Origin of the sequence: Pantoea sp. BAV 3049, assembly GCF_009765445.1 — a bacterium.
In the GTDB taxonomy this organism is placed as follows: domain Bacteria; phylum Pseudomonadota; class Gammaproteobacteria; order Enterobacterales; family Enterobacteriaceae; genus Erwinia.
Window position 1 is genome coordinate 117709 of sequence record NZ_WHOY01000031.1, and the last position, 23379, is coordinate 141087.

At 52.5% G+C, this 23379-nt stretch carries 31 protein-coding genes; all 31 read right to left on the minus strand.

Annotated elements, in window-relative coordinates:
• Positions 1-239: 239 nt before the first annotated feature.
• Entirely contained in the window at positions 240-560 is a 321-nt protein-coding gene (locus tag GSQ70_RS01345) for a hypothetical protein (protein WP_158780583.1), read from the minus strand.
• Position 561: 1 nt separating this feature from the next.
• A complete protein-coding gene (locus GSQ70_RS01350; protein ID WP_158780584.1) occupies positions 562-810 on the minus strand; it encodes a DNA polymerase V in 249 nt (82 codons plus the stop codon).
• 149 nt (positions 811-959) lie between these two features.
• Positions 960-2126, minus strand: coding sequence for an acyltransferase (locus GSQ70_RS01355; RefSeq protein WP_158780585.1), 1167 nt, complete (start codon positions 2124-2126; stop codon positions 960-962).
• A gap of 62 nt (positions 2127-2188) precedes the next feature.
• The gene (locus GSQ70_RS01360; protein ID WP_158780586.1) at positions 2189-2581 is read right to left on the minus strand and encodes a tail fiber assembly protein; all 393 of its coding nucleotides are present in this window, start codon (positions 2579-2581) and stop codon (positions 2189-2191) included.
• A gap of 1 nt (position 2582) precedes the next feature.
• Positions 2583-3185, minus strand: coding sequence for a hypothetical protein (locus GSQ70_RS01365; RefSeq protein ID WP_158780587.1), 603 nt, complete (start codon positions 3183-3185; stop codon positions 2583-2585).
• The gene (locus tag GSQ70_RS01370) at positions 3185-3865 is read right to left on the minus strand and encodes a DUF2612 domain-containing protein (protein ID WP_158780588.1); all 681 of its coding nucleotides are present in this window, start codon (positions 3863-3865) and stop codon (positions 3185-3187) included. The genes GSQ70_RS01365 and GSQ70_RS01370 overlap by 1 nt, the downstream gene beginning before the upstream one ends.
• The gene (locus tag GSQ70_RS01375) at positions 3862-5061 is read right to left on the minus strand and encodes a baseplate J/gp47 family protein (protein ID WP_158780589.1); all 1200 of its coding nucleotides are present in this window, start codon (positions 5059-5061) and stop codon (positions 3862-3864) included. The genes GSQ70_RS01370 and GSQ70_RS01375 overlap by 4 nt, the downstream gene beginning before the upstream one ends.
• Positions 5061-5414: a hypothetical protein gene (locus GSQ70_RS01380; RefSeq protein WP_158780590.1), complete on the minus strand. Its 354-nt coding sequence runs from the start codon at positions 5412-5414 to the stop codon at positions 5061-5063. The genes GSQ70_RS01375 and GSQ70_RS01380 overlap by 1 nt, the downstream gene beginning before the upstream one ends.
• The gene (locus GSQ70_RS01385) at positions 5414-6166 is read right to left on the minus strand and encodes a Gp138 family membrane-puncturing spike protein (RefSeq protein ID WP_158780591.1); all 753 of its coding nucleotides are present in this window, start codon (positions 6164-6166) and stop codon (positions 5414-5416) included. The genes GSQ70_RS01380 and GSQ70_RS01385 overlap by 1 nt, the downstream gene beginning before the upstream one ends.
• A 49-nt stretch (positions 6167-6215) precedes the next feature.
• A complete protein-coding gene (locus GSQ70_RS01390; protein WP_158780592.1) occupies positions 6216-6764 on the minus strand; it encodes a hypothetical protein in 549 nt (182 codons plus the stop codon).
• Between the two features lie 2 nt (positions 6765-6766).
• Positions 6767-7831, minus strand: coding sequence for a hypothetical protein (locus GSQ70_RS01395; RefSeq protein WP_158780593.1), 1065 nt, complete (start codon positions 7829-7831; stop codon positions 6767-6769).
• Positions 7828-8139, minus strand: a complete 312-nt coding sequence (locus GSQ70_RS01400) for a hypothetical protein (RefSeq protein WP_158780594.1) — start codon at positions 8137-8139, stop codon at positions 7828-7830. The genes GSQ70_RS01395 and GSQ70_RS01400 overlap by 4 nt, the downstream gene beginning before the upstream one ends.
• Positions 8140-8715 carry a phage baseplate protein gene (locus GSQ70_RS01405; protein ID WP_158780595.1) on the minus strand — a complete coding sequence of 192 codons (576 nt, stop codon included), beginning with the start codon at positions 8713-8715 and terminating at the stop codon, positions 8140-8142.
• Complete coding sequence (locus GSQ70_RS01410; RefSeq protein WP_158780596.1) at positions 8715-10640, minus strand: hypothetical protein; 1926 nt, start codon at positions 10638-10640, stop codon at positions 8715-8717. Before GSQ70_RS01410 ends, GSQ70_RS01405 begins: the two co-directional genes overlap by 1 nt.
• Positions 10630-10782, minus strand: a complete 153-nt coding sequence (locus GSQ70_RS01415; RefSeq protein WP_158780597.1) for an NTP pyrophosphohydrolase — start codon at positions 10780-10782, stop codon at positions 10630-10632. Before GSQ70_RS01415 ends, GSQ70_RS01410 begins: the two co-directional genes overlap by 11 nt.
• Positions 10783-10826: 44 nt before the next feature.
• Positions 10827-11246 carry a phage tail assembly chaperone gene (locus GSQ70_RS01420; RefSeq protein ID WP_158780598.1) on the minus strand — a complete coding sequence of 140 codons (420 nt, stop codon included), beginning with the start codon at positions 11244-11246 and terminating at the stop codon, positions 10827-10829.
• Between the two features lie 3 nt (positions 11247-11249).
• Positions 11250-11690 (minus strand): DUF3277 family protein, encoded by a 441-nt coding sequence (locus GSQ70_RS01425; RefSeq protein ID WP_158780599.1) that lies wholly within the window; start codon positions 11688-11690, stop codon positions 11250-11252.
• Positions 11691-11700: 10 nt separating this feature from the next.
• Positions 11701-12852: a DUF3383 family protein gene (locus tag GSQ70_RS01430; protein ID WP_158780600.1), complete on the minus strand. Its 1152-nt coding sequence runs from the start codon at positions 12850-12852 to the stop codon at positions 11701-11703.
• A 2-nt stretch (positions 12853-12854) separates the two neighbouring features.
• Entirely contained in the window at positions 12855-13406 is a 552-nt protein-coding gene (locus GSQ70_RS01435) for a hypothetical protein (protein WP_158785163.1), read from the minus strand.
• The gene (locus GSQ70_RS01440) at positions 13396-13803 is read right to left on the minus strand and encodes a head-tail adaptor (RefSeq protein ID WP_158780601.1); all 408 of its coding nucleotides are present in this window, start codon (positions 13801-13803) and stop codon (positions 13396-13398) included. The genes GSQ70_RS01435 and GSQ70_RS01440 overlap by 11 nt, the downstream gene beginning before the upstream one ends.
• The gene (locus GSQ70_RS01445) at positions 13803-14309 is read right to left on the minus strand and encodes a hypothetical protein (protein ID WP_158780602.1); all 507 of its coding nucleotides are present in this window, start codon (positions 14307-14309) and stop codon (positions 13803-13805) included. The genes GSQ70_RS01440 and GSQ70_RS01445 overlap by 1 nt, the downstream gene beginning before the upstream one ends.
• The gene (locus GSQ70_RS01450) at positions 14306-14716 is read right to left on the minus strand and encodes a DUF4054 domain-containing protein (protein WP_158780603.1); all 411 of its coding nucleotides are present in this window, start codon (positions 14714-14716) and stop codon (positions 14306-14308) included. Before GSQ70_RS01450 ends, GSQ70_RS01445 begins: the two co-directional genes overlap by 4 nt.
• On the minus strand, positions 14688-15056 hold the full coding sequence (locus tag GSQ70_RS01455) for a hypothetical protein (protein ID WP_158780604.1): 369 nt from the start codon (positions 15054-15056) through the stop codon (positions 14688-14690). The genes GSQ70_RS01450 and GSQ70_RS01455 overlap by 29 nt, the downstream gene beginning before the upstream one ends.
• 40 nt (positions 15057-15096) lie before the next feature.
• Entirely contained in the window at positions 15097-16044 is a 948-nt protein-coding gene (locus GSQ70_RS01460) for a DUF2184 domain-containing protein (protein WP_158780605.1), read from the minus strand.
• A gap of 10 nt (positions 16045-16054) precedes the next feature.
• The gene (locus GSQ70_RS01465) at positions 16055-16558 is read right to left on the minus strand and encodes a hypothetical protein (protein WP_158780606.1); all 504 of its coding nucleotides are present in this window, start codon (positions 16556-16558) and stop codon (positions 16055-16057) included.
• A gap of 10 nt (positions 16559-16568) precedes the next feature.
• Positions 16569-17840, minus strand: a complete 1272-nt coding sequence (locus tag GSQ70_RS01470; protein ID WP_158780607.1) for a DUF2213 domain-containing protein — start codon at positions 17838-17840, stop codon at positions 16569-16571.
• 138 nt (positions 17841-17978) lie between these two features.
• Entirely contained in the window at positions 17979-18527 is a 549-nt protein-coding gene (locus GSQ70_RS01475; protein WP_158785164.1) for a phage minor head protein, read from the minus strand.
• 55 nt (positions 18528-18582) lie between these two features.
• Positions 18583-20055 (minus strand): DUF1073 domain-containing protein, encoded by a 1473-nt coding sequence (locus GSQ70_RS01480; protein ID WP_158780608.1) that lies wholly within the window; start codon positions 20053-20055, stop codon positions 18583-18585.
• A 220-nt stretch (positions 20056-20275) separates the two neighbouring features.
• Positions 20276-21547 carry a PBSX family phage terminase large subunit gene (locus GSQ70_RS01485; protein WP_158780609.1) on the minus strand — a complete coding sequence of 424 codons (1272 nt, stop codon included), beginning with the start codon at positions 21545-21547 and terminating at the stop codon, positions 20276-20278.
• Positions 21548-21582: 35 nt separating this feature from the next.
• Positions 21583-22308, minus strand: coding sequence for a hypothetical protein (locus GSQ70_RS01490; RefSeq protein ID WP_158780610.1), 726 nt, complete (start codon positions 22306-22308; stop codon positions 21583-21585).
• 302 nt (positions 22309-22610) lie between these two features.
• A complete protein-coding gene (locus GSQ70_RS01495) occupies positions 22611-23276 on the minus strand; it encodes a hypothetical protein (RefSeq protein ID WP_158780611.1) in 666 nt (221 codons plus the stop codon).
• Between the last annotated feature and the right edge of the window lie 103 nt (positions 23277-23379).

Here is a 23379-nt window from a genome sequence, read left to right on the forward strand (position 1 = left end):
CCTCCCCGGAGAAACCGTATTTTCGGTTATCGTCCGCCTCGGATGACGATAATCCATCCGACTTAAACCCAAGGGGGAACCTTTTGCAAGGTAAAGGTATTTTAAAATACACATCCCCTTTAATATCAAGTGATTACGTTAAACAGCGGTTATTAATTGCACAACAAATCACGACATTTCGCTATAAACCGCTATATAATATCAATGATTTATCTGTTCATTTCGAACGAAAATTTCCATCAGATCACCGGCCTGCTGTCTTCATGCAGCGGCCGTATCTTGAACATCACCGCGCCCAGGGTGATCACCTCTTCCAGCACGCTCCCCTCCAGATAATCGCCGTCACTCGTTATCAGCGATTTACCCATCATCTTACCCAGTCCTACCTCCCCATAAAGCTCATAAATAAACTCATCGCCCCGCCCTGGAGGTACAGCGCGGTCAATAACGTAGATGTCGCCATTGTGCTCATACAACTGAGAAGTTGGACTGATGCGGCATATCGCGTTCAGGTTCGGACGTTCTTCAGTGTAGTCTGTTGCCGGACTCGGAAACCCCATATCAACCTCCCCTTTGTACTCTGCCCATGTTCATCAGGAAAAACTCTTTGTCACCGCCCGGGTGCTCTGCATAGAGCCGGAAACTAAGCTGGTAGCGCCCTATCCACTCTGATGCCTCTTCAAGCGTCCAATGATGGTTGAACGATGCCAGCTCACGCACGAAGTCAGAGGCACGCACGGTCTGGCCGCGCGGCGTTTCGTAACATATGGCGCTGCTGAACGCTGAGTAAATTTCGTATCGTCTTGCCATAACTCACCCCAAATTACTGTATGCATACACAGTAGTTTGTGGGTGATTAGTGATCAACTGGATTTTTGTATAGTTTCGGAAAGTGTATTGAAATGAGAGGGAATTTAGATTGGAGCCCGGCGACCGGGCTGGGTGGTAGGTTAGCGCATTTACTTTGTTCTGCTAAACCATAAAGCTCTTGGAAAAGTTGAAAGTGCCACCATTAATGCATTCCGTATTACTGGCTCTGCTTTTATGCTTATGACATAAGAAAACAAGCCAATTATTACAAAAACGCATAGCAAGGATAAGTATTTATTAATACCGTAAATAATAAGCTCGTTCAATATTGTGGTTCCGACAACATCATGCAGCAAGTAGAATGGATATGTCATCAGGCCCATTGTTCGTAAAGCAACCAGAACTGGCTTGTGTGGTGTATAATTTGAAAAAGACGCGCGCGAAAACAGGAAGATAAATAAAACAGAGAAAAGCCATATGACTATTGGAAGAATTGGCGAAAGATTTATATTTGTAGCATATATGAAGTTTATGTTCCTCAAAAATATCTCAGACGCACCGCACAATATTGACACTGATAGTATTATCTTTTGTTTTGCATCTAACCCAGAATCGGACAATTTAAATAGATATATCCCAACAGAAAACAAACATCCATAACGAGAGATAAACAACCCATTAAATACGTAGTTATTGTCGTTTATAAACCCGGCCACGTTTTTTACTAATACAGCTTCAGGGAAGTAATGACTTGCTATTGACACTGAAAGATAGAAAACACTAAAAAGTGTCAACACCGCTCCGAGCTTCAGAACAGAAAAATAATTTTTAAATAACAGAGTCAGAAACACCATTATATAAAATGAAATTTCTATGGCTAGCGTCCAGTAAACCCCATCAATCCATTGATAAAAGTAAGTATTGTTGGGCATGAGAAGAAGTGTATGCACATACGACGGAAAAACATCACCAAAATCATGCACTCCATTAAGAATAACAAACATTAAAGTTATAGTGGCACAAATCCAGACTGCGGGGTAAAGGCGTAATATTCTCCCTCCAAGGAATTTCATAGAGTCACCTTGCATAGCGGAGTTTGAGATTACAAAACCAGAAATCACAAAAAATATTTGCACCCCAACCCAACCCATATAGCTAAATGAAGCAAAAGCATTAAATACTTCAATCTGACCAAATATTTTACCTGTAGTTGTTTCGGGTACAGAACTCCAGAATGTATAATGAAACATAGCCACTAGTAAGGCGGCTATGAATCGCAATGCATCAAGCGGGTAATAATATTTCTTATGTTGCATCGTAGGTCACCATGTGTTAGTGATCCTGTATACTACCCGCTTTTTAACATGATTTACAGTACTTAGCTCTTCAAAGGTGAGTCAGGCCAGACGATATTTGGTGCATTTGAAGTATCAACTGCCTCCAGTGAATCAATGTAGTCCAACACCGCATTAAGCGTAGCCTTTTCTGTGTCTGTTAAAGTCCTTCCCGCCTGTAATTTGAGTTGAATGACGTCTACTGACTGCATTGCACCTCGCGTCAGAGACGATTTTTTCTGTTCAGCTTCTGATACATAGTCAGGATCCGACAGGAAAGGTTTCCCATCATCCCCAGCACTAATTATTTTCCCGTCAGCCTGACCGGAAATTAACTGACTATAAACATCTTCACTTATAGTTACTAAATCATCAGGCAGATTATTATATTCTATTTCTTCTGCAAAAAAGCCCTTTTCACTCGGTGAATATCTCATGTTAATTACCTATGGCTATAAATTTAATTATTGTACCATATGCACTCTGATTTACATATGAAGCAATGTTGTATTGCGAATTCGATATGGGGTTTCCGTTACATGTGCTCGTTGCCGTCTGCGGCAAGGCCACAATAGCGAAAAAATTATTTGGAAAAGATATGGGTAACGAATATGTCGTGCTTATACCAGCTGTTGTTTGTGTTCCCCACTGGATAATTGTCCCTCCGGGAAATTTTTGATATCCATTTGCGGATTGTAAAAAAGCAAATGCCGACATATCCGGAATCTGACCGGTTGAAGTACCTATATTTTTTTGTGCGGCTGTTCCCAGGCTCAGGTTCGTACCCAAAGCAATCTGGAAATTAGTTAACAAAGCGTTCATGTTTCCATCGTCCAGAGCATCCAACCCGGCTTTGTTAACAAACTGGCCCAACATAGAAGCCATCATGCTGGCTTGTCGAATTGCTTTATTGACCTGAGCAGAAGATGCTTTTCCTGAAGAAAAACCGCTGCTGAGTGCGGGAAGAGCCTCCCAGTCGCTTTGCGCCATAACATTAGCGCCAGCACCTGTTGCGAAAGACTTAAAGTTATTTGTAGCCATTAAAGTAATTTCTCCCATGCGCCATCATCAAATCCGGCGATATATTTGTTGTCGATGTCAAAACCAAAAAATCTGTTCCCCTCGGAAGGGGTGATTACCGAAGGCGTAACGATATCGCCCGCCCACACGCCAGCTGCTTTAACTGTCAGATAGCCCTGCCGGATAGCAGCGAGCAATTCCAGTGAGACCTGGCTGATATCCACCTCCGGGAAAACCCAAATCGAAATGGTCATATCCTGGTTATCGATGATCTGCATCGACAGGCCCGAACCGGCCAGCGCAGTTTCGAGTATTTCCGGCAGCGTACCGTTGGTACCGTCCCAGTTGTTGATGGCGATCTTTGCCTTCAGGATGATGCGGTATGTTTCGTCGCTCAGACTCGTAAAGCCCGCATCAGGATCGTACGGGCCTTGCCAGATACCCTGGTCCCAGCCCAGCCCATCCGTGTCGAAAGAAAAATACACGCCTGATATCGGCTGGCTGACAATGCGGGAACGGCCAATCCATTCGCCCAGCATGTCAAGCTGCACACCGACAGCATTATCGATATCGAACGCCTGGAGCAGCCCCTGCAGCGTGGTGGAAACATCGGTAAGTGGACGGGTGATCAGGTCTATGTGGTCAACAAACAGCGGCTTACCCCGGTGATAGTTCGTTATGAGGTCAGTGTATTTGCTCATGTCATCACCGTCAGCGAGATATTTTCAGTGGTACAGGTTGCTGATTCGTCGTATTCAATCACCACGTTGGATGCGGCAACAGCTGACGAATTCTTGCCGATCTGCAGGCTGGTGATGTCGTAGTACCGGCTTTCGCCGCCGCTGGTCACGCCAAGGTTGGCCGGGTAGTAAATGCGGCTCAGCAGCACGTCATCGCCGATAGTCAGCGCGTTTATATAAGCCACTATGGCCGCCTTGATATCCTCGCCAACCTGAGTGGTATAGCCGGTGAAAACTCTCAGTTCGATGGCAATGTAAACAGGCACGTTTGTTGGCCGCGAGAAGCTGATCGTGCATGGGTTGCCGTACCGGTCACTGACCACAACAGAAGTGGAACCATACGTAGCCACACCCTGACCCTTTTTACCGCGGATAGTCTGTGCGATGACGGTTGCGTCGCCGCCGTCAACAATGGCCGAAACAGAGTGCTCTGGCAGACCATTGGCATCCACCGTGCCGGTATCATTTTCATAGAGCTTGTGACGGGTCACGCCCTCCACGCTGGCTATCGCACCATCAAGTGCGTCAAACGGCGTCAGGGAAGGCAATGCCACGCTCTGAGCCTGTCGGATGCGCAGTTCATCGTCCTTTTCGGCTGCGCTGCCCACAGTAGCCGCCCCGGGGTTTGTTACAGACGTCCAGCCGCGCGTCGGTGTGTTGATGGTGTTAACCGATCCGATTACAGCCGCCACCGCCCCGGTGCTGGCACAGGTGGCCGTTACGGTCACCGCGCCATCGGTGCCAATAGTCACGCTGGCTGGCAGGTTCCATATCACGCTGTTGGCGTCCCGGACCGAACCGCCCGTAATTGTGGTTCCGGCCGTACCGGTCAGCGTCAGGTCGACGGTCGAGTTTGTAGCCGACTGGCGGGAAATACCGTTGATTTTAACATTGCGGGTTAAAGCATCTCTCATGCCCGTCGAAGGTGAAAACGAGTTATAGCAGGCGATTGCCGTATTGTTGGCATCATGGATAGCCAGCGCGAACAATGCCACCATCTGGCCGTCTTTACTGTCCGGTTCGAGGTAGGCATCACTGCCGTAAATCTGCAAAAAATAATCCGTGATTGTGCCCAGTATGGTCTGGTAGTCGGTCGCGGTGATCCCCTGGGCGGTTACCGTTGCCGATAATCCCAGCGTGTCGAGATTGAGAGCCATTATGCCTCGCTTGAGACTGTCGTCGTTCCGTAGATAGTATCGATGGTCGCCGTGAAAATGACGCGCCGTGATGAGGTGTTCAGGGTGGTATCGAAGGCAGTGATTGAATTAACGCCCTGCGTTTCTAAAATGCGCTGGCGGATCGCCAGGTTGTAAACTTCCGGCCGCTGCTTCCCCAGCACTGACTGTATCCAGGGTGTTCCCTCGGTTGTGTCGAGAAACCACTGCCCGTACCAGAGCAGAAAGCGGGTTTTGACTGCCTGGGCAACCGTCTCCGGTGAGTTAATCAGCCAGGTGTCATCACCCTGGCCGAAGGTGTAATCACCGTCTGCATCTTCACGTCTGTATCGCATCAGTTCACCTTGCCGGAATTGCCGCTACCAGTCTGAACGCCGCTATGCGTATGCTGGTCGCTGATATCTTTGCCGTTGGATGTCAGGGTGCCAATGAACTTAATAGCCCCTGTGATTGTGGCAGCCGTACCGCTGGCAATGCTGCCCACCATGCCACCAGCCCAGGTTAACAGGCCTTTGATGGTGACCTGGGCAGAAAAGACCGCCTGCGGCGTTGTGACATTTACCCCACCCGGTGCCATGATGTTGACTGCGTGGATGTTGGGGTCCAGTTCGATATACGCAAAACCGTCATCAGTGCGCATCTGCAGCGTGGTCGTGCTGATGTTGCTGATCACATTTGGCTGTGACTGCGGGCCAACTATAGCGAATGCATCCGATAGGTCATGCTGGCGCGGGTCTACTGCTTCCTGTACGCCGCCGCTCTGCCACCAGAAATCGATACAGCGATCGGAGAACACAACCAGACACTCGTCGCCGGCCTTAACCGGGAATGTGATTGTGCAGCCACCGCCGCGCGGGAACACTACCGGCACATCCAGCAGCAGCGGAAGCTCTTTCGAAGTGTGGTTACCCAGTGCATCCTGTACCGCCCCCATAATGGCCGGGCGGACAACGCAGGTCACAGCGACAGGATCGAACGATTCAATGATACCTGGCATCGATACCCGCATCATGGAGAAGATGGATTTAGCCAGCGCGTTGAAAGCCTGTTGCTGACCGCCAGCCTGTGATTGAGTGGAAACTGGCATATTTGCTCCAATAAAAAACCCGCCGAAGCGGGCTATTTTTAAATTTTAATCACATTCCGTGACTCTTGGCGACTCTAATATATCCATTCCAGGTATTAAAATTCCAGGCATCGCCCTTTATCAATGGCCTTGAATCTGAACCAGATTGCCTTTCACCATACTCCCACGCGGAACGGGAAATATTTTTATCTTTAGAATAAACAACCCACTGTTTTACGCCCTCGTACATGTATTGTTTACATCCATCTGTCGTCCCTTTGTATTCAGTAAAAGCATCCAAATCATTACAAAGGGAAAATCTATTTATTATGATGGAGGAAAGATCACCGGGGGAAATGCCAATATTTCTTTTATTTATGAATATGCCAATTTCTTTAGAGCAATTAGAGCTTCCTGTGCACAAAAAGTAGGCTCTAATTTCCTGCTTCCTAAAAATTAGATCTATTGCCATTTTTTCGTAATGACCAAAACGGCCTGAAGCTTCAGGAAAACCGGTGATAACAGGCAATTTTGACACAGCATCATCATACTCGTCAGCGTATGCCGTAGCTCCCGTTAATAGCGATATTATCAAAACAAAGATGTGGGATATTTTCATATTTAATTAGACGTTCTCAGCAGCGATGAGCTAGATTGCAGATCAGCAGAACCCCGCGCAATACACATCATATCCATGTACCAAGCCGGGCCTCTGGTGTCCCCAGTATAGTCGATAGCTTTCACAATATAAACGCCATCGGCCGCAATACTGGCTGGTTGCTGCAGCGTACCGTTAACACTGAGATTCCCGTTTATGTCGGTCTCGCTGGCTCTGGAAGGCAGGGACTGAACTTCGCCAGTTGACAGGGAGCTTCGGTATACCGACGCCTGGTCAATCTCGATAAGCCCGTTTACGCGGATGTTCGGATTAATCAGACACCTGACGTTAACCCCGGCACCCATTGTCTGCTGCGGCATGCCGATCAGGCCCGTCCGGCTGTTCAGAACAATCGCCTCGTGGATATATTTATCCTCAGACACCATTTGTAGCTGACCGTCCACCAGCTGCCATGTGGCATTGCACTGCCCGGCGATATTGTCCATGATTTCACGAGAAGACTGATATATCACCCTCCCTCGCGGGAAAACGGTTGTCGGCATTTCGGCAGTGATCCCTTTCGTGACACCGAACGGGTTAAAACTCTGCATGGCTGCCGCATGGAGATCTGCTACCGTGTACCCGGCTGCAATACTGGTCGTCACACTGGCGTAAAGAAATGCCTGGTGGGAATCTATCGCCTGTATCAGCACAAATGTGTCAGTAGGATTGTCCCGCCCGGTAATGGTAAAGCGAATATCACCACTGAAGATTTCCCCGAAGTTTTGACCGTCAGTCTGCCCAACCTGTGACGAACTGACATTTTTTACCACGCCAACCTGACTTTCATCAACGGCGGTTGCCAGTCCGTCATAACCGGCGATTAGCTTAATTTTTGCGAATTCCTGCCCCAGTATCCGGCTGGCGGTATCCTTCGACAGGTTGTAGATTTTTACCGTGCCGACACGCGGGAATTTAGTATCAGTCCATTCTGTTTTAAACGTTACCTTGAAGTCGGTCAGGCTGATGCCCTCGCCATTTTCAGCGAGGATCAACAGCTTAAAATGACGCATCCAGTTCTGGCTCATGATAACTCCGTTATCACGTAGAGGTGACTGTACGTTCCCAGATCGGTTTTGGTTGGGTAAGACTGCCCGGCAACATCGCAGATAACCATCAGCACAAACCCCAGCCCGAGATATTTGTACTGACTGAGCAGATCCGCGCCGGTCACCAGCGGAATGCCGTTGATTATCGCTGTGCCGCCGCTGTCCAGCAGGTCGATAACCCAACCTGCATCGTCACGCCAGAGCGCCCGGATTGTGTACGTGGTGCCGTTAATGGCGATGCTGAATTGCTGGTTGTCGGCAGACAGAGGTATTTCGCGGTACTGCATTTAGCCCCCTTTAATGAGCGAATAGCCCTGAGAGAGCAGCGATTCGTTGGCAGGTTTGACCGATTTAGTGCCTGTATTCTGGACTGGTGATGTGCTGACGCCATCTGCCATATCTGCCTTGTCAGCTACTGAAACGCTCTGGGTTGAGGAAATGATGACCTCGCGCAACGTCAGCACCGCCATCAGCACATTTTCGCTGGTCCGGTCAGTGGTGACATCGAGAACCTTAATCAGCATGTTGTTGTACTTGCGCTTGCCGGTCACCACATCGAAAGGAACACGGGTCGCCTGCAAGTCGAGCAGTTCCTGATAGGTTTCCTGCGGACTCAGTCCGAGCAGGCTGGTTGCAGTCAGAGTGCTGGCTAAATCCAGCAATGAGCCACCACCGGCAAAGCCAACCTCCATCACCAGCTCGGAAGGCCGTTTGAAGGCATGATCTGCTATAGGCGCTTTGTCCTCCACAGGATGCTCAGTAATCTCCAGCGTGTCGCTGTGCTTCTCTGAAATCACCACGTCCGGGATGATGATTCCAATTTTTCGACTCTGCTGTGAAAACAGCGTGGAAAGAATATCCATCAACGAGGCCCTGCGGTTGTCAGTTGCGTGATCCGTGAGTTAACCGCCGTCTGCCGGTCGGCAACTTCCATCCCAGCCCGCTGCGGATCGGTCACACCGTGAATGTGGATGTTGGTTTCCTGATTAACCGTTGCGCCGGCAGCCTGCCCTGCCAGCGGACTGTTCCAGGCAGAAAAGCCCTCTTTACGGGCCATCGACTGCATCAGCGAAGTCATGACCTGCGGGTTGTTCAGGTTCAGCGCAGCATCCGGCGCAACACCCATCCACTTCGAGATATCGCTGATGTATTTGCCGGTGTCGTTCTCGCTGGACGGTGCCCAGGTGGACACGATATCGGTGATGGTCTTCAGCGCTTTGCCGGTGGTTTTTCCGGTGAAGTAGCGCATCAGCTGGTTACGCATCGCGCCCCAACCTTCCAGCGCGGTACCGAACGAGCGGAATCCGCCACCACCGACAGGGCGAAGATTGCCGGGGTTGTTGTTCCGATCCGGCAGATTGCCGGAACCACCCGCCCATTCAGGTAAATAACGGTTAACCGCGCCATTGGCCTGCCTGTACTTCTCCAGCAGCCAGTTACGGCTGGCGGTCGCACTGGCGGTTACACCCGGCATAGCGTCAGGCTGATCGCTACCTTGTTTGAGCAGCTGCTTACCGATACTGGCAGCATCGGACCAGCGACCTTCATTGATGGCGCTCAGCAGGTCGCCGATCAGCTTCAGCATTTTACCCAGCTCACCGAGGTTGTGCGTCAGATTGCTGAATTCCCACTTCAGGCTCCAGGCCTTGGGATCGATACCGAACAGCTTCGCTGCCTCTTTGGCGAGGGAAACTATATCGTCCTTTAATTCACCAATGCTCTTCAGCGCTGATTTGATGTCCGGTTCCCATTTCCCCCAGTCGATAAGGGACTTGCCGCCTTCCTTCCATGTTTTGTAGTCCTCCCACAGCAGCGCAATACCCGCCGCCAGCCCAAGCACCCACGTTATCGGCGAGGCCAGCATTGCCCGGTTCAGTGCCCACCACGCGACCGTCAGACCGGCTACCAGCTCAATCAGTTCTTGGGTGCTTTTATCGAGAGAATCCCACCAGCTTTTCACATCCCCGGCAGTCTGGATCAGCCTGAAAACTACCCTTCCGATGATGTCGGCAAGCCGCAACAATCCCCTGACGCCGGAAGTGATCGCCCCTTCTATTTTCGGGAAGTTGTCCAGCACCTGTTTGCGGAGTTTATCCAGCGCCCCGGTCAGGCCTTCGGCCAGATTCGACCCGATTTTGTCCCGTGCCATTCCGGCCATCTGACCGAATGAGCGCAGTGACGTCATGAACTTACTGGAGCTGACCGCCGCCGTATCCGCGTTATAGCCGATGGCCTTTGCCATCTGCGTATACTGTGTGCTGAACTGGCCCAGACCACGGCGCATTGCCATCAGCGTGCCTTCATCGATGCCAAGCATCTGCGCGTACTGATTAGCGCGGTAGTACGGCATGTTGTTCAGCTTCTGGCCCACGCCGGTGAAGATGGATGCCATATCGCGCATGTTGCCGCTGGCGTCCCGGGTCTGCACACCCAGGCGGTTCAGAAACCCTTCAGCGCCCGGACTGTTGCGCATAAAGCGTGAGAGGCTTTCAAGTGAACCTCTTGCCGCTTCAGCGCTGCCCCCGGCCTGCGAGGCGGCGTAGCCGATGGCCTGAATGCCCTTAACCGTGGCACCGGTACGCTGTGATGCCCAGTAGAGGTTATCCAGCCCGCTGGCAATTTTTGCGGTATAGGCCACAACAGACAGTGCGGCTGCTTCCACTGCCGCGCCCATCTTTATGGCCTGAGCAGTAGTGCCAGTCAGTACCGATTCAAATTTGCGATAGCCCGCCTCATCAACCTGAAAGCCGAGGCTGACCAGAAAGTCTTTGATAGTCTCAGCATTCATTGGCCTGTCTCCAGCGCTCTATGCGGTTATCGTTATCCATCTTCAGATCCAGCCAGTCATGCATCCTGGCAATATCAGCCAGATCCACAGTACCATCCACCAGCTTGTCATAGCTGATATACCCGGCATCTACCGGGCGCATCAGGTAATCTTCACCGTCAGGCAGGCTTTCGAGCGCCGGGCCGTTTATTGCTGGCCCGCAGTCTCTTGTACGGGGAGTTCGTGCAAAAAATTTCCCAGGCTGTCGCCCACCACGCGACCCACAAGCTGCAGCATGACCATCAAATCCACATCGTCGAACATTAGAGAACCCTGGCTGAATACCGGCGCCCATCCTTTACCATGCTGGCGCGATACCACCGACAGACAGGGGTAAATGATGGCGTTGGTGTCTTCTTCGCTCATGTCGGCCAGGGCATCAGCAATCTTCGGCAGCGCGGTTTCCAGTGATTTGTAAATGTCACCACCATCAGCCGCCGCTTTGATGCCCTGAAAATCAGCCACCATGCCAGCCAGGACCGGCAGCAGCTTTCGGGAGACTTTCAGTTGGTCGAAAACGCCGAGTTTTGCCGTGCGGTACTGATTACCCTTGATTTCAAATTCCATCTGTTAAAACTCCCCGAGAAGCTGGTCGATTTTGCCGCAGTCGAATACCCAAGCAACTGTATTGCCCACCTTGGCGTTAGCGTGATCCGGTAGCTTCTGAAACGCTACGGAACGCGCGGTGGACATGTCGCCAGAAGCTTTATTGCGTACGACGATGACGTTGTTGCCCCATGTCGCTGAGGACTGCGATTGTGCGTTGTACATCAGTGACAGCTTTTTATTGGTCGGGGATGTTTTCAGCAGGTTTACGGTAATAATTCCGCTTTTACCTGCGTGCAGGCTGTGCATCACCTCACCATCAGCGCCCGTGGTCATGGTGTTTTTTGCCTCTGACATGGCAACGACGATCCCCTCTTCGGAGTTTGCCGAACCATAGCCGAGATCAATGCTTCCGGTCGGGCCGCTTAGAGAAGCAGACACGTCCATAAAAGAATAAGCAGGCATTCAATGCTCCTTAGCGAACGACCGTGATAGCCACGGAACCATAGTGAACAGCACCAGCCAGCTTACCGGCCACCTGAATAGGGACACCTTTTCGTGCCTCATGATCAGTCTGAAGTTGGTCATCAACAGTGTCACCCCAGATGTAATAACCCTTCGTTAGTGTGTCATTAGTGCTCAACTGACCGAACGGACCTCCAGTCCACTTGCCTGGAGCAAACAGGCCATTGCCGACAGCTTTATCCAGCACCAATTCAATATTAGCGATGCGCGTAGTAGTACCGGCGTCGGTTTGTGGGATTTTGGTCGTGCTGGTGTAAAGCGTGTTGAAGTCGGCTGTCTGGACTGCGTTCTGCAGCCAATCGAGGCCGTGGCGCTCGTCGAAGAAGTCTCCGTTACACATAACACCCTGCTCCAGAATCGCCGTATCGTTCTCGTAGTACACATAAACATTGGCGTTTTTGGCTTCCAAAGCGTCCGCCTGAGAGGTGCCGAGGGTTTCGTAGGTTACACCTGGCTCAACCTTAAATTTAAGGGTAATAGTGGTATTGCTGCCGGTGAAGTCGACAGTAAATGCACGTCCGAATGCGGAAAGAGCAGCGTAGAGGCTGCTGGTCGAATACTGGATAAATGTGCGGCTGTACTTAGCTGCCTTCAGTTTGGATGACAGGTCAGTAGTGGCTGAGGCTACCAGCGTGTCTGGATCGGCAGTGGTGATACCGAAGATGCGTGAAACAGTAGACGCCTCAACCGCAGCGGCAACGCTAATCAGGTCAGCGTCAGTTGGATAATCCGCCTCATCAACGGCGAGGTGCAGACCGTACCAGCTATTAAAGTCCATGATGGCATTAACAGCCTGAGGCAATGTTTCAGCACTACCAGTTTCTCCCGTAGAGAGTGTTTTAGCCCAGCGTCCCACATATACCAGTGTTGGTTGTGGTGATTGTGAGAACCAAATAAGTGCGGCTTTGTATTCTTCACTGTCTACGCCAAAATCATCGCCGATATCATCAGCGCCTGAGTAAGCACGCATGCGTTCAGTGATTGGAATGACTGTTGATATTCCCAAAATCAGCATCGAGCCAAAGTTACGACCCTGCGCTGCTTTAGCTGAGAGTGTCATCGTCACATTTGCGACGCGACTTAATGGCAAACCTTTCGCCATGATTATTCTCCGGTTGAAATGATGACGTTGCCGTCAACGATAGATTTGATGCCGTATTCGCGAATGTTTTTGCGTGACAGCGTTACGGTCAGGTCGTACCGGCGCACCCACTGATTGTTGATGAGCTCAGGCAGGTTGTAGATTGTTCCCGTTTCAATGACGGCCATGCCCGTATCGCCACGCAGCGTATCGGCGTTCTGGTTAACGGCAATGCCCTCACGAAAACGGGTGGCAACAGATGCGCCAAGTGGGCCATAGAAGCAGCAAATCACGGTGACCTGCTCCCACGTCCATTGTTCGCTAAACTCTTCTTCTGACTGAATGTTTGCGGGTGTGCCACCACGCAGCATGGTGGTTATGCCAAAGGCGCACCAGGTGTTTCCATTTTTGGGAATGGCTGACTGTGGTTCGGTCCAGCGGGGAAAAACCATTTTTGCATCGAGTCCGGTTATCCCCCTGATCCACCTGCTGACCTGCTTTTCGAGGTCCTGATCGTACTGCGGCGCATCACCCAGCGGTGTCAGGTAGCCCGGCGATGTGCTGTCATTGCTCAACGGGATAGCCTCCGTCAAAGTCCACCAGCTCACAATGCGCCTGGACGAATCCGGCACCGTAGCTCGTGTAAGGGTCTACGAAGGTCACGCGGTAATCACGTCCGTTGTAAGTGACGATATCGGCATCAAGCCGCGGAGATTCGCCGGATGGCTGCTGCCCCTGCGTGAGACGGAACTGCGTCACAATAAGGATGGCCCCGTTGATGTTCTGCCCCGCTGCCATACGTTTTGCTTCGAGTGAACGGTCAACGGTCACCACGCCGGAAAATGGGATATCCTGCGAGGTGTTGGTCGGGAAGTTGTCTTCATCCACCGTCTGGATCTGCCGGTGACAGACCAGCGAAAAATCCACAAAATCCGGGTCGAGCAGCACCTCGGTTACATCGAGAAAAGGCATTATTTTTTCCTCACGACATAGGTAATGGAGTTCAACAGGAAGCCATGCGCATAGAGCGGCTTATCTCCGGGTATACCCTGCTCCCTGCGTCTTTCCAGCGTCTTCTCAGAAAGAGGGTGCAGCCGGTCACCTGAGCCAATCACCGCTTTCGCTCCATCGCGTGCAATCTGTCCCGCGCTTTCAAGGCCCATTAATGCACCATCAGCATCACCTTCCAGAGCGGCGACAGCGGCTGCTTTCAGATGTGCGGTGGTACGGGGCTTTGTATCTTCGATGCCTATATCCAGAAACGGGCGCGGCGGCAGCGTGACGGTAGCGCCATCAATCTGTACCGTTGCCCCGGTTGAATGCAGATACCCCAGCTCAGCATTGTTCAGCGGGCTGCCATCTTCCCGCTGTGCTTTGTCTGCCGGAATGCCCACCAGCACATCCATTCCTGTCAGCTTTCGAAGTGACTCCAGGATATCGGACGCCTTATCCGTGCCCACCTTTAACCCGCTCTTCATAAAAGCTGTCTCCCGCCCGCGCCGTACATCGACCACCACCAGTAGAACTCCCGCCCGTAAGCGGTGTTGTTCCAGAATCCGGCGTCAGGATTGATAATCCCGGACACGTCATAACCGGCGCTGACCTTATCCACTGATTTCGATGTCAGTACCCCGCCACCCGCTGAGTTAACGCCACCGCCTGCAGCAGATACAGCCAGTGCCCGACCGCGCAACTCGGTGTAGTGAGCAGTGAATAATTCAGCCAGATAGACGAACTGATCGCCCATCCGGTCCTGATTAAGCAGAGTGTCAGCCATGCCCAGATAGAAGTTTATGGACGGATCGGTATAGCGGGTTTTGTTGGTGAACTCGGGGAAGTCGGTGCGGAACTGGTCGCTACTCGGAAGCCTGCTGTTTTTTGGCATTTTTGGTCCCTTCAGCAGTTTCCTGAGTGGCTTTCGACGTGGATTTATCCGATGCGGATTTGTCTTCGCTCAGCTCAGCAATAGTTTTATCCCGTTCCGCCAGCTGGGCAGTAAGCGTCTCTACCTCAGCTTCAAGCTGTCCAACGCGGGCGCTCAGGTCATCATTCTGCTCCTGTGCAGCAACATCAGACTCATCAACCGGTTTCGCATAGGACTCAAACGCCCAGTGCTTTTTCACGCTGTCCGGGAATGACTTGATGTCATGAATACCTTTTTCCAGCGAATACTGGGTTCCATCGGCAAAGCTGAGCGTTGCAGCATCGGTCACAATGTATTTCATATCAGTGCTCCGTTAATAAGGCGGGTTTCCCCGCCAGGGATCAGGCCGCTGGAACGTCCAGATAGGAAATCGTATTGGAATACGGCGTTTCCACCTGGCCCAGCTTGGCGTAGTACACGGTGAGCTGATGCATACCGCGATATTCCAGCGGTGTATTCAGCAGCGGCACCATCGGGAAGCGGATATATTTTTCATCCTGGGTGTAAGCCACGATGCGGTGGGCACCACCAACACCGCGCTTAGAAGCCCACTTCATGGAGACGATTTCCAGCGGTTCGCCGTTCTCCTGGAAGGCGATGGTGTTGATCTTCACGTACTCCAGTACGGAGATATTGCCTGCGGAAGACACCTTTTTACTCGCCAGCAGGCCGAACAGCTCAGGAGCCAGACCAATTTTTGCCGGGCATACCGCATAGCCTGAAGCCACCCATGCGTTGGTCAGGACAAGGTTGATGTCCTGAACAATGACGTCCGGATCGGTGGTTGCTGTCCACGCGGCAGCGGCGGCCATCGGGGTAACGCCAGGCAAGTTCAGCAGACCGGACACGCCCAGTTCGGTGTCGCCGATATAAACCTGCTCATCGGTATCCATCGCAAACTTCAGCTTCATACCCTCGTATTTCTGGGTATCGATCGGACGGCCCAATTTTTGCGCAGACGCCAGTTCCAGCACGGTCCAGCTAATTTCCTGCGCCCACGGGGTCAGGTTGTTACGAGTCGGCGCGATGTTGAGATTGATATCAGGAATTGCCGTGCCTTTTTTACCCATCCAGTTTTTGCCATTTGGATTGGGTCCACCCACGCTGGAGAAGTCGGTGTTGGTGAAAGAAGACACTTCGTCTGCGATTGATACATCGCTGCGCAGTGGCATGTCGCGCGTCCACTTAACGGACGTCAGCGGCATGTTCAGCGTCTGATCCATGCGCTCCAGTTCGCCGACCAGAAATGCGCCGGTGGAGTCGATGGTCGCTCTGTCAACTGTAAACATTCAGTAATCCTCAGATGTTGTAAGCAATTTCAATAAGACCATCGGCCTGACCTGCACCCATAACCTCAGCATTTGGCAGCTGAGGCGTATTTGTCGCCGTTTCATCAGGCGTGAGCACGAAGGTACCGACCGGGCTTGCGGTGGTGCCACCAGCCACACGGACATACACCGGATCGCCTTTTTTCGCGGTAGTGGCCGTCCCGGCTGATGCCGCCACGCAGACATAGCCGCGCTTCAGGTTGTCGCCGCTCTGGTTTACATTGACGCCAATGTAAGCGAGGTCCTGCGCAGAGGTGATCGGGAACGGACGAACCAGAATCCCCTTGATGAGGTCGGCGGTGTCGCCTGATTCCAGCGGTACAAACTGATCGTTAACGTACTTACCCGGCAGGCCGTAAGAGGAAAATTGCTTCTGATAATTCAGGGTTGCGGGTTCGATGGTGAGGTCACGAGGACGAGTGACGCCCCCGGCAATGCCCATAGGCATCCGCGTTGTATAAGCTGTTCCAGCCATGTTTGTTACCTTATTTGCGAGATTTCCAGAAATCCTGATTCAGCTGATTCAGCTGCGCCGGGGTCAGGTTTTTAGTCTGATGCTGTCTATCGCCAGTGCGGACCGCGTTGTTGAGGGGGTTGAGATGATTTTTTGCTTTACTCAGCGCGACAGCGCCATTGAATACCGCGTCCACCGTCGCTTTAGGTGCTTTGCTGAAGTCCTGAACACCGAACGACTTCAGGTAAGCGCTGTCGCCGGTACGCATCGCATGTGAAAGCACCTGACGCTTCAGCCCCTTATCACCGTTCGGCTGGAAGCCAGGACAGATGATTTCAGCATCGGCGATCAGATTTCGCCTGTAGGCAGAGTCGCCGGTTACCTTCCGGTCTTCCTCTTCGTCTTCATCCCCTGCAGGCGTGTCACCTTCTGGATCTGCATCAGTGGTTTTACCCTCCAGTTTATCCAGCCGGGCCAGAATGGCCTGTGCCCACTCAGGAATATCGTTATCAGTAGTTTCCTGCACCTGCTCAGGAATATCGTCTGTGGTGGTGCGCTCTTCCACAGGTAACGAGGTTGCCTGCGAGGGGATGTTAATGTTGATGGTCGAACCGGGGATCGAACTCATGCCATCAGACGGCATATCCGGCGCTTCATCGATGAGCTTTGCCAGAGCATCCTCATCTTTCGTCTTAATGGCCTGAGCCAGTTTTTTAAGCCATGACATTACAGGCTTCTCCTTTGTGGGTGATGGGATCGAATCCCCGATTGCACAGCGGTTACCCGCCCGGCCTCTGTCGATACCGACAGCCAGGTGATTACCGGTGATTTGGTATTGCTTTCCCTTTCCGGGTGCCAGTTGTTTGTACTGAGCGTCGTAGCCACAGCTGACGTCCGTCAGGCCTGAGGTGATAGCGTCGATGGCTTCCTGTCGCTTCACCAGCACGTCAGCAATCAGCAGGTCTGACTTGTCGCCCGCACCGCGTCGCACGTTCTGAATGTGCCCGTGTGCCAGCTCTGAATAGTTCGATGGGTTAACGAACACTATCGCCCCGGCCCCGTCCTCAGGGTGCCCCAACGTGACGGCCACGCCCTCAAAGCTCGCCATCGTCTCAGGAGAGAAAACCTCATCCTCTGTCCGCCAGACGGTTACTGTGCCGCTGGCGTCAGGCTGGAGATCTATCTCTTCTGGCAGATAGACCTGCGTCCCGGTGCGGGCAATAGGCACGTCTTTACAGAGCAGCGAGCCGTCAGCCTGGAGATACCGTGATGGCCCCAGCCTGGTCGTAAAGAAATATTTCATGTGTTACCTGCCGGATCGCGGCCAATAAAAAAGGCCGCTTAATGCGACCTGATGATAAGGATATAGAACCACAAGAGGCAGAACAGTTGCCCAAGAGAAAACCCCAGGGCAAAGGTTGCTAAAATTGTGTCATTCATGTCATTTCCTCGGCTCCGGTATCTGTACATCCATCCAGCACTTACAGTTAGGCAGGCACCCGGCATGGCCGGTCATGCCGTCCAGCGTCGGCGGGTTATCCCATCGGACAAATTTATCTTTCATTCGGCGGTGTGAATCCCGGGTGCCAGCTCCCTCAATCCGCCACCAGTAGCCCTCTGAGCCAACGGACAGGGCGCGGGCCTGAGTCAGTGCCCCTGTGGCCCTGCCAATTTCGGTTCGGGCTATCATTCGCGCCCGGCTGGCGGCAACCTCGCCGGACTGCATTATCATCTCGTAGAGGTCATCGGGGCGCTCACCACGGATCACCGCCTCAACGGCCCGCGACTGGATATCACGCACCCTGTCAGCGGCTTCAATGGGTAGTGACTTCATCAGCTGAATCTGTCGGTAGACGATGTCCTGTGCCACCTGCCCCACTGGCGTGTTTCCCACCACATCCCGCAGCCCCGACGAAATTTCTTCGGAAACGCTGCGCCACTGACGCCATTCTTCCTCTTCCACCTGGCTGAACATCCGGTGTCCAACCATTGCCGCCCACTCGTCGATGATCTGTGCATAGTCGATAAGACCGCCTACAGCAGCGTCAGCGCCTTGCTGGGAACCATCGTAAGAGCCAGTTACTATCTCGTTTATCCGGGAGGCCATCGCCAACAGGCTTTGGCTGTAAATCTTCTCCGAGCGGCGGCGGAGGGCCGTTTTCAGATTCAGACTCCTCGAACTCTTTCTTCGCATCTTCAATGTCCTGATCGGTGATGGAGCCGCCGATCCCAATCACTTCAGAAATGTTTCTCAGGTCGTTCATGGCAGCGTGGCGGGGCATGATTTCACGGTCTGTCAGTGTGCTGAGTGCGGTAGCCACATTGTTAGCCATTGTCGCCCTGTCGGTATCCGACATCTCCCAGAGCTTGTTGAACTCGAATGTGAAGTCATCCGGCAGCGGCTGCCCGAACAGAGATCGCCAGGTCAGATCCATCAGCCAGCGAATATGGCGACGTAACCGCCGCTCCTGCTGTGAGTTAATCCGGCTGTAATAGTTTTCGAGGTCACCATCGCCCGTGTTAAAACCAGCAGGTGACTGACCGAACAGGCGAACCAGAGGGATACCGGTTGCACCTGAGACCTGTTCTGCGAAGCGCAACAGGACATCAGCAACCCCTGCAAATGAGTAGCTGTGGGTTGCAAAATCGTCACCCTTGTCCATCAGGGTCATTCCCTCGATGGTCTGAAACTCTCTGATCATATCCATGTGCTTCATCAGCCCGGCCAGGGCTGGACTGCTTTCATCCATAGCCAGCACTTTGCGCAGCCCTTCAATGCTGTATGTACGCAGGTGCGCTTTGTGGATCAGCTGAGTGACGCCAACTGTGCCGGTATCAAACGCCTGTATTCTTTCAAAGATGCGCTCAACCACGGACATACCCCAGCCGTTTTCCGTCTGCGCCTGCTGAAATGGCAACGGGTCGCCCTCCATGCGGATCAGGCGGCTGTGATGAATTTTCCAGGGTGGAATACCCTGCTGATTGGTTATCACCTTGTAATACTTTGGCTTGCCGAAATGCGGGCCATAATCGGTGATCAGGTCATAGTAGGTTGGCGTCACCATCCAGCGGTCGAGGGAAATCACCCCCTTAAACTGCCCTTCTTTGATGCGGTCGGGGATTAAGGGCGAAGACATGTCCTGCCCTTCAATCAGCGCAACCAGCACCGCACCGCCGTAGAGCCTGGACCACTTAACGGTGTCATTCAGACCATCCCAGATCGCCGCTTCATCCCAGAAATCATCAACCTTGCCTTTATGGCCCGGCTCCAGTCTGGATGAGATGTTGACCCCCTTACGGGTCATGTCATCAGCAACAGCATCAACGGCACCCCCAACCAGAAATGATGACCGGTACGCAAATTCCAGCATCACCCTGTTGCGGGTGATGTAGCCCGGAACATAGGTACCGCCCGTCTGGATATTCTGCGTGTTCGTGCCGAGCTTGGCGGTAAAGTTGTTATACCCGTCTGCCGTCTGCCGGGCATTTTTCTGCTGTTTCTGACGTGACTTAGCCATGCCCTGCCTCAGGAGTAAAATTCGTTATTTTTCGGGGTTTTTAACATAATGACTCTTAAGCGCCCTGACGAAACGGCACTCACAGCAAAATGGCCGTGTAAGTCCTGTTTGTCAGGGTTTTCCGTTGGAAAGTGTCATTATCGGACTGCATAAAAGCTGCATAAAACGAGGTGAAAAATGCACAGGGTTAAAACATGACGAAATGCCCGTTTTGCAATGTTTATTGCCTTCCGAGCTGCATCCATGTCCCCAATCCATCAGCGCTTGTTATGTAGCCATCCAGCGAGTAACGAACGGCATCCCAGCAGTGGTTATGCTTATCCACGACGACCGGGAGAATGTCTCCAGTCAGGCGATCAACCTTGTAGGAGTAGAGTCTGGCCTCGTCTGCCATATGCTTACACCTCTCGTGAATGATGATTTCCTCAAATCCCTTCAGATAGGTGATGCCGTCCTCAACGCTGCCGGGCCATTTGGTGGCCGCATCAATGCTGAATCCCTGCCGGGATAGGTAACTGATAGTTTCAGGCCGACTGTTATCAGCGTGAATAGGCCACCTTCTTGCATCCGGGATGCCTGGATAGCGTTTCTCGTCACCTTTTTTCCAGCGCGTTAACTGCTCAGCTGTAGCACCATTCTTTCCGGCATACATTTTCCATAGGTCGTCCAGCTCCACGCCGACGCCGTAGGCCTCATATTCGATATAAAGCCGGGTGCCGATAATGAAGCAGCGGATCAGCGTGCTGGGGTCATTGGCGAAACCGAAGTCAGCACCGTAGAAAAGACGGTCAGCCTGTTTCCACAGATCGTCAGGGAAGGCCTCAATACGGTATTTACCGGAGAAGATAACCGCCTCGCTGATGGTTCTGGGCAGCCCCAACCAGATATGCTCATACGCCTCATAATCGATGCGTTTGCAATACTCCATCTCCTGACGCAGGACGTCCGGAAAGAAAGCGTTATCTGTGTGGTTTACCCGGCAGATTATCGCGCCGCCGTCTGGAGGGTCTTCCTCGTGCCGCTTCATCATGCGGTAGGTCGGGTCCTGTTCTTCACGCGGGTTGAACGATACCCATACCTCTGATTTATTAGCGCGTACTGTCGGGCTGAGAATATCCCAGGAGTCCTGGGATACCGTCTGCGCCTCTTCCACCCAGCAGATGCGAATGCCGTGCATCGACTTGATACTCTGGATGTTGTTGCGCAGTCCTTTGAAGGTGAAGCGTGTGCCGTTCCGGCCCTCAATTTCGTTATTTTTTACCTTGTAGAAATGACCCAGGCCAAGGTTGTGTATCTCTGCTTCGAGAAGAGCCAGCACAGAATCGTTAATCGAGTTCTGGAACTCACGGGCGCAGAGGATGATCATGGGTTCAATCGCGCCCAACAATACCAGTGCGCGGGCAATCTCTACCGATTTACCACCGCCGCGGCCGCCATACGTCCAGCGCCAGCGAACGGCACCCACCGGATTGTCGTATAAAACGCCAGGCACCCAGTCGCTGCTGAACGAATACAGAACGCCATTGATTATTGTTGGGCTGTCAACTTTCCCTCGCGCAGCTTAGCCATGTGATCGGCCCACACATCCTCCGGGCAGTTCGCCGGAGTGACTATGCAGACCTTGCCATAACTCAGCCCGGCCAGATCGACATTCACCTCTGTCTTACTGGTGCTCATGTCTATGCCGGTCAGCTGTGCTGCGTTTTTTACGTTGGGCGCAACCATGCCGAATTTGCCAGCTGCTTTCGCTTCCTGTGCCGCCTTATACGACAGGTCAGCCAAATCTTTAGCGTTGAATGTCACCAGCAGCGCCGCTTCCTGACGTAGCTGCAGGATGCGCTGTCGGACATCCGGACGCTTTATAAGTTTTGATGCCTGAGGTTCTGCATTGCTTGGGGCGTACCCGGCGCAGATTGCGGCGTCCTTGTACGGCATCCCCTGCGCAACGTTCTGCGCAAATTGCTCATGCTGAGGCTTGAGCAGCCCTGTCTTTTCTTGGCTGTCGTCCGGCGCGGAGTGCTCAACATCAGTCTGGGCCGGTGCTGAGCTGATTTGCTTTTGCGCATCTTTGCGCAGTTCTGTTTGCGCACTTTCCTTTTGCGCAGATTTCTGCGCAGCTGGCTTTTTGATGTAGCGCCGGGCAGAGTCATAATTCAGCCCCTGCTCTTCACACCAATCTTTCGGTGAGATACCGGTTTTGGCATGCTCGGACAGGAACCGCTGCTGAAGGTCTCCCCAGTCCGGTTTTGCCATGTTATTAATCCTGATGTTGAAACATTATCGAAGGCGCTCGAAGAAATGCCTTCTGTAATGTGTCCGTTAAGCCGTTTCTCTCCTGGTGACGATGAGGCTTACACCAGTAAATGGAGACCATGCCCATATCTGAAATGGTGGGGTAACTGATATCTCTGTTTTGACGTGGTACACGGTGAGGTCGGTTGGCTTGCTGTCAGCGTCAACAAAGCGAAAGGCTCCGTTGACAGAGTCTGCGAACGCTGTTTCTGTACCTGTAGTAATCTGCACCGGGTCAGCAGTCAGCGTTATTCGCTCTGTTGTCATGAAAATTCAATCCTCCGCATATACCGCACTCCCCAATTGCGCTGGGCGGGCGGTATCGTGAATGTGTCATCTGGCGTGGCGTACGTGTCGCTCTCACCATTGTTGTAGTGAACGGTCATTGATGAAGCGACTTGAGTATCGACAACAGCCGAGGCTGCCGGGAGTGATGCCTGCGCATCAGTCGTTACAATCGGAGATGTTGCCAGTTCTCCAGCTTCAATCTGTGCAAACCCAACGCGGAACGTGCTGTCGTCGTTGCTGCGCACGTAGAATGATGCTGTGTAAGTTCCTGCATTAAGATAGCCCTGAGTACCCCAGAATGCGGGTGTACCTGTAACGCTGTTCCGGCCAAGCCACAGCCTGAGAGCACTACGCGCTGTCGAAGTGACGGTGAACACAATACGCTGCCAGCCGGGCGTGAGATTGTAGGCTGTTGGCGGGTACAGGTATGCGCCGCCAATGTCCTGACTGAATGCATACACATCGCACTCAATCGGTGCCAGAGCGATAGCTCCCCCGTCCGGACCACCGTTCTGGCTGACCTGCAGGCTGTCGATGCCAGACGTTTTGATGTAGTCGCCCAACATCGTCGCGCGGGATTGTGGCTGCAGGTTTGTGGCTGCCGGTTCAGGCTCATGCCTCCCCAGGATGCCGAGACTCATCGTCCCCTCTACGCGCCACTCGTTCGTATCACACAGATCAAGGTTCCCTGTATCATCAAGAACAAAATGAGCCGGGCCGGTGTACGTGATGCGCGAGTCGAGA

What these genes read in the sequence shown, in the direction of transcription:
- GSQ70_RS01360 (WP_158780586.1), bottom strand. Translation starts at nt 2,581, where the DNA reads ATGAGATATTCACCGAGTGAAAAGGGCTTTTTTGCAGAAGAAATAGAA.
- GSQ70_RS01380 (WP_158780590.1), bottom strand. Translation starts at nt 5,414, where the DNA reads ATGCGATACAGACGTGAAGATGCAGACGGTGATTACACCTTCGGCCAG.
- GSQ70_RS01495 (WP_158780611.1), bottom strand. Translation starts at nt 23,276, where the DNA reads ATGAGTCTCGGCATCCTGGGGAGGCATGAGCCTGAACCGGCAGCCACA.
- GSQ70_RS01405 (WP_158780595.1), bottom strand. Translation starts at nt 8,715, where the DNA reads ATGGATATTCTTTCCACGCTGTTTTCACAGCAGAGTCGAAAAATTGGA.
- GSQ70_RS01375 (WP_158780589.1), bottom strand. Translation starts at nt 5,061, where the DNA reads ATGGCTCTCAATCTCGACACGCTGGGATTATCGGCAACGGTAACCGCC.
- GSQ70_RS01470 (WP_158780607.1), bottom strand. Translation starts at nt 17,840, where the DNA reads ATGAAATATTTCTTTACGACCAGGCTGGGGCCATCACGGTATCTCCAG.
- GSQ70_RS01400 (WP_158780594.1), bottom strand. Translation starts at nt 8,139, where the DNA reads ATGCAGTACCGCGAAATACCTCTGTCTGCCGACAACCAGCAATTCAGC.
- GSQ70_RS01355 (WP_158780585.1), bottom strand. Translation starts at nt 2,126, where the DNA reads ATGCAACATAAGAAATATTATTACCCGCTTGATGCATTGCGATTCATA.
- GSQ70_RS01465 (WP_158780606.1), bottom strand. Translation starts at nt 16,558, where the DNA reads ATGGCTGGAACAGCTTATACAACGCGGATGCCTATGGGCATTGCCGGG.
- GSQ70_RS01365 (WP_158780587.1), bottom strand. Translation starts at nt 3,185, where the DNA reads ATGGCTACAAATAACTTTAAGTCTTTCGCAACAGGTGCTGGCGCTAAT.
- GSQ70_RS01370 (WP_158780588.1), bottom strand. Translation starts at nt 3,865, where the DNA reads ATGAGCAAATACACTGACCTCATAACGAACTATCACCGGGGTAAGCCG.
- GSQ70_RS01445 (WP_158780602.1), bottom strand. Translation starts at nt 14,309, where the DNA reads ATGAAGAGCGGGTTAAAGGTGGGCACGGATAAGGCGTCCGATATCCTG.
- GSQ70_RS01395 (WP_158780593.1), bottom strand. Translation starts at nt 7,831, where the DNA reads ATGAGCCAGAACTGGATGCGTCATTTTAAGCTGTTGATCCTCGCTGAA.
- GSQ70_RS01350 (WP_158780584.1), bottom strand. Translation starts at nt 810, where the DNA reads ATGGCAAGACGATACGAAATTTACTCAGCGTTCAGCAGCGCCATATGT.
- GSQ70_RS01425 (WP_158780599.1), bottom strand. Translation starts at nt 11,690, where the DNA reads ATGCCTGCTTATTCTTTTATGGACGTGTCTGCTTCTCTAAGCGGCCCG.
- GSQ70_RS01410 (WP_158780596.1), bottom strand. Translation starts at nt 10,640, where the DNA reads ATGAATGCTGAGACTATCAAAGACTTTCTGGTCAGCCTCGGCTTTCAG.
- GSQ70_RS01460 (WP_158780605.1), bottom strand. Translation starts at nt 16,044, where the DNA reads ATGTTTACAGTTGACAGAGCGACCATCGACTCCACCGGCGCATTTCTG.
- GSQ70_RS01430 (WP_158780600.1), bottom strand. Translation starts at nt 12,852, where the DNA reads ATGGCGAAAGGTTTGCCATTAAGTCGCGTCGCAAATGTGACGATGACA.
- GSQ70_RS01345 (WP_158780583.1), bottom strand. Translation starts at nt 560, where the DNA reads ATGGGGTTTCCGAGTCCGGCAACAGACTACACTGAAGAACGTCCGAAC.
- GSQ70_RS01450 (WP_158780603.1), bottom strand. Translation starts at nt 14,716, where the DNA reads ATGCCAAAAAACAGCAGGCTTCCGAGTAGCGACCAGTTCCGCACCGAC.
- GSQ70_RS01475 (WP_158785164.1), bottom strand. Translation starts at nt 18,527, where the DNA reads ATGGTTGGACACCGGATGTTCAGCCAGGTGGAAGAGGAAGAATGGCGT.
- GSQ70_RS01440 (WP_158780601.1), bottom strand. Translation starts at nt 13,803, where the DNA reads ATGCCTTTTCTCGATGTAACCGAGGTGCTGCTCGACCCGGATTTTGTG.
- GSQ70_RS01420 (WP_158780598.1), bottom strand. Translation starts at nt 11,246, where the DNA reads ATGGAATTTGAAATCAAGGGTAATCAGTACCGCACGGCAAAACTCGGC.
- GSQ70_RS01490 (WP_158780610.1), bottom strand. Translation starts at nt 22,308, where the DNA reads ATGGCAAAACCGGACTGGGGAGACCTTCAGCAGCGGTTCCTGTCCGAG.
- GSQ70_RS01455 (WP_158780604.1), bottom strand. Translation starts at nt 15,056, where the DNA reads ATGAAATACATTGTGACCGATGCTGCAACGCTCAGCTTTGCCGATGGA.
- GSQ70_RS01385 (WP_158780591.1), bottom strand. Translation starts at nt 6,166, where the DNA reads ATGCCAGTTTCCACTCAATCACAGGCTGGCGGTCAGCAACAGGCTTTC.
- GSQ70_RS01390 (WP_158780592.1), bottom strand. Translation starts at nt 6,764, where the DNA reads ATGAAAATATCCCACATCTTTGTTTTGATAATATCGCTATTAACGGGA.
- GSQ70_RS01480 (WP_158780608.1), bottom strand. Translation starts at nt 20,055, where the DNA reads ATGGCTAAGTCACGTCAGAAACAGCAGAAAAATGCCCGGCAGACGGCA.
- GSQ70_RS01415 (WP_158780597.1), bottom strand. Translation starts at nt 10,782, where the DNA reads ATGCGCCCGGTAGATGCCGGGTATATCAGCTATGACAAGCTGGTGGAT.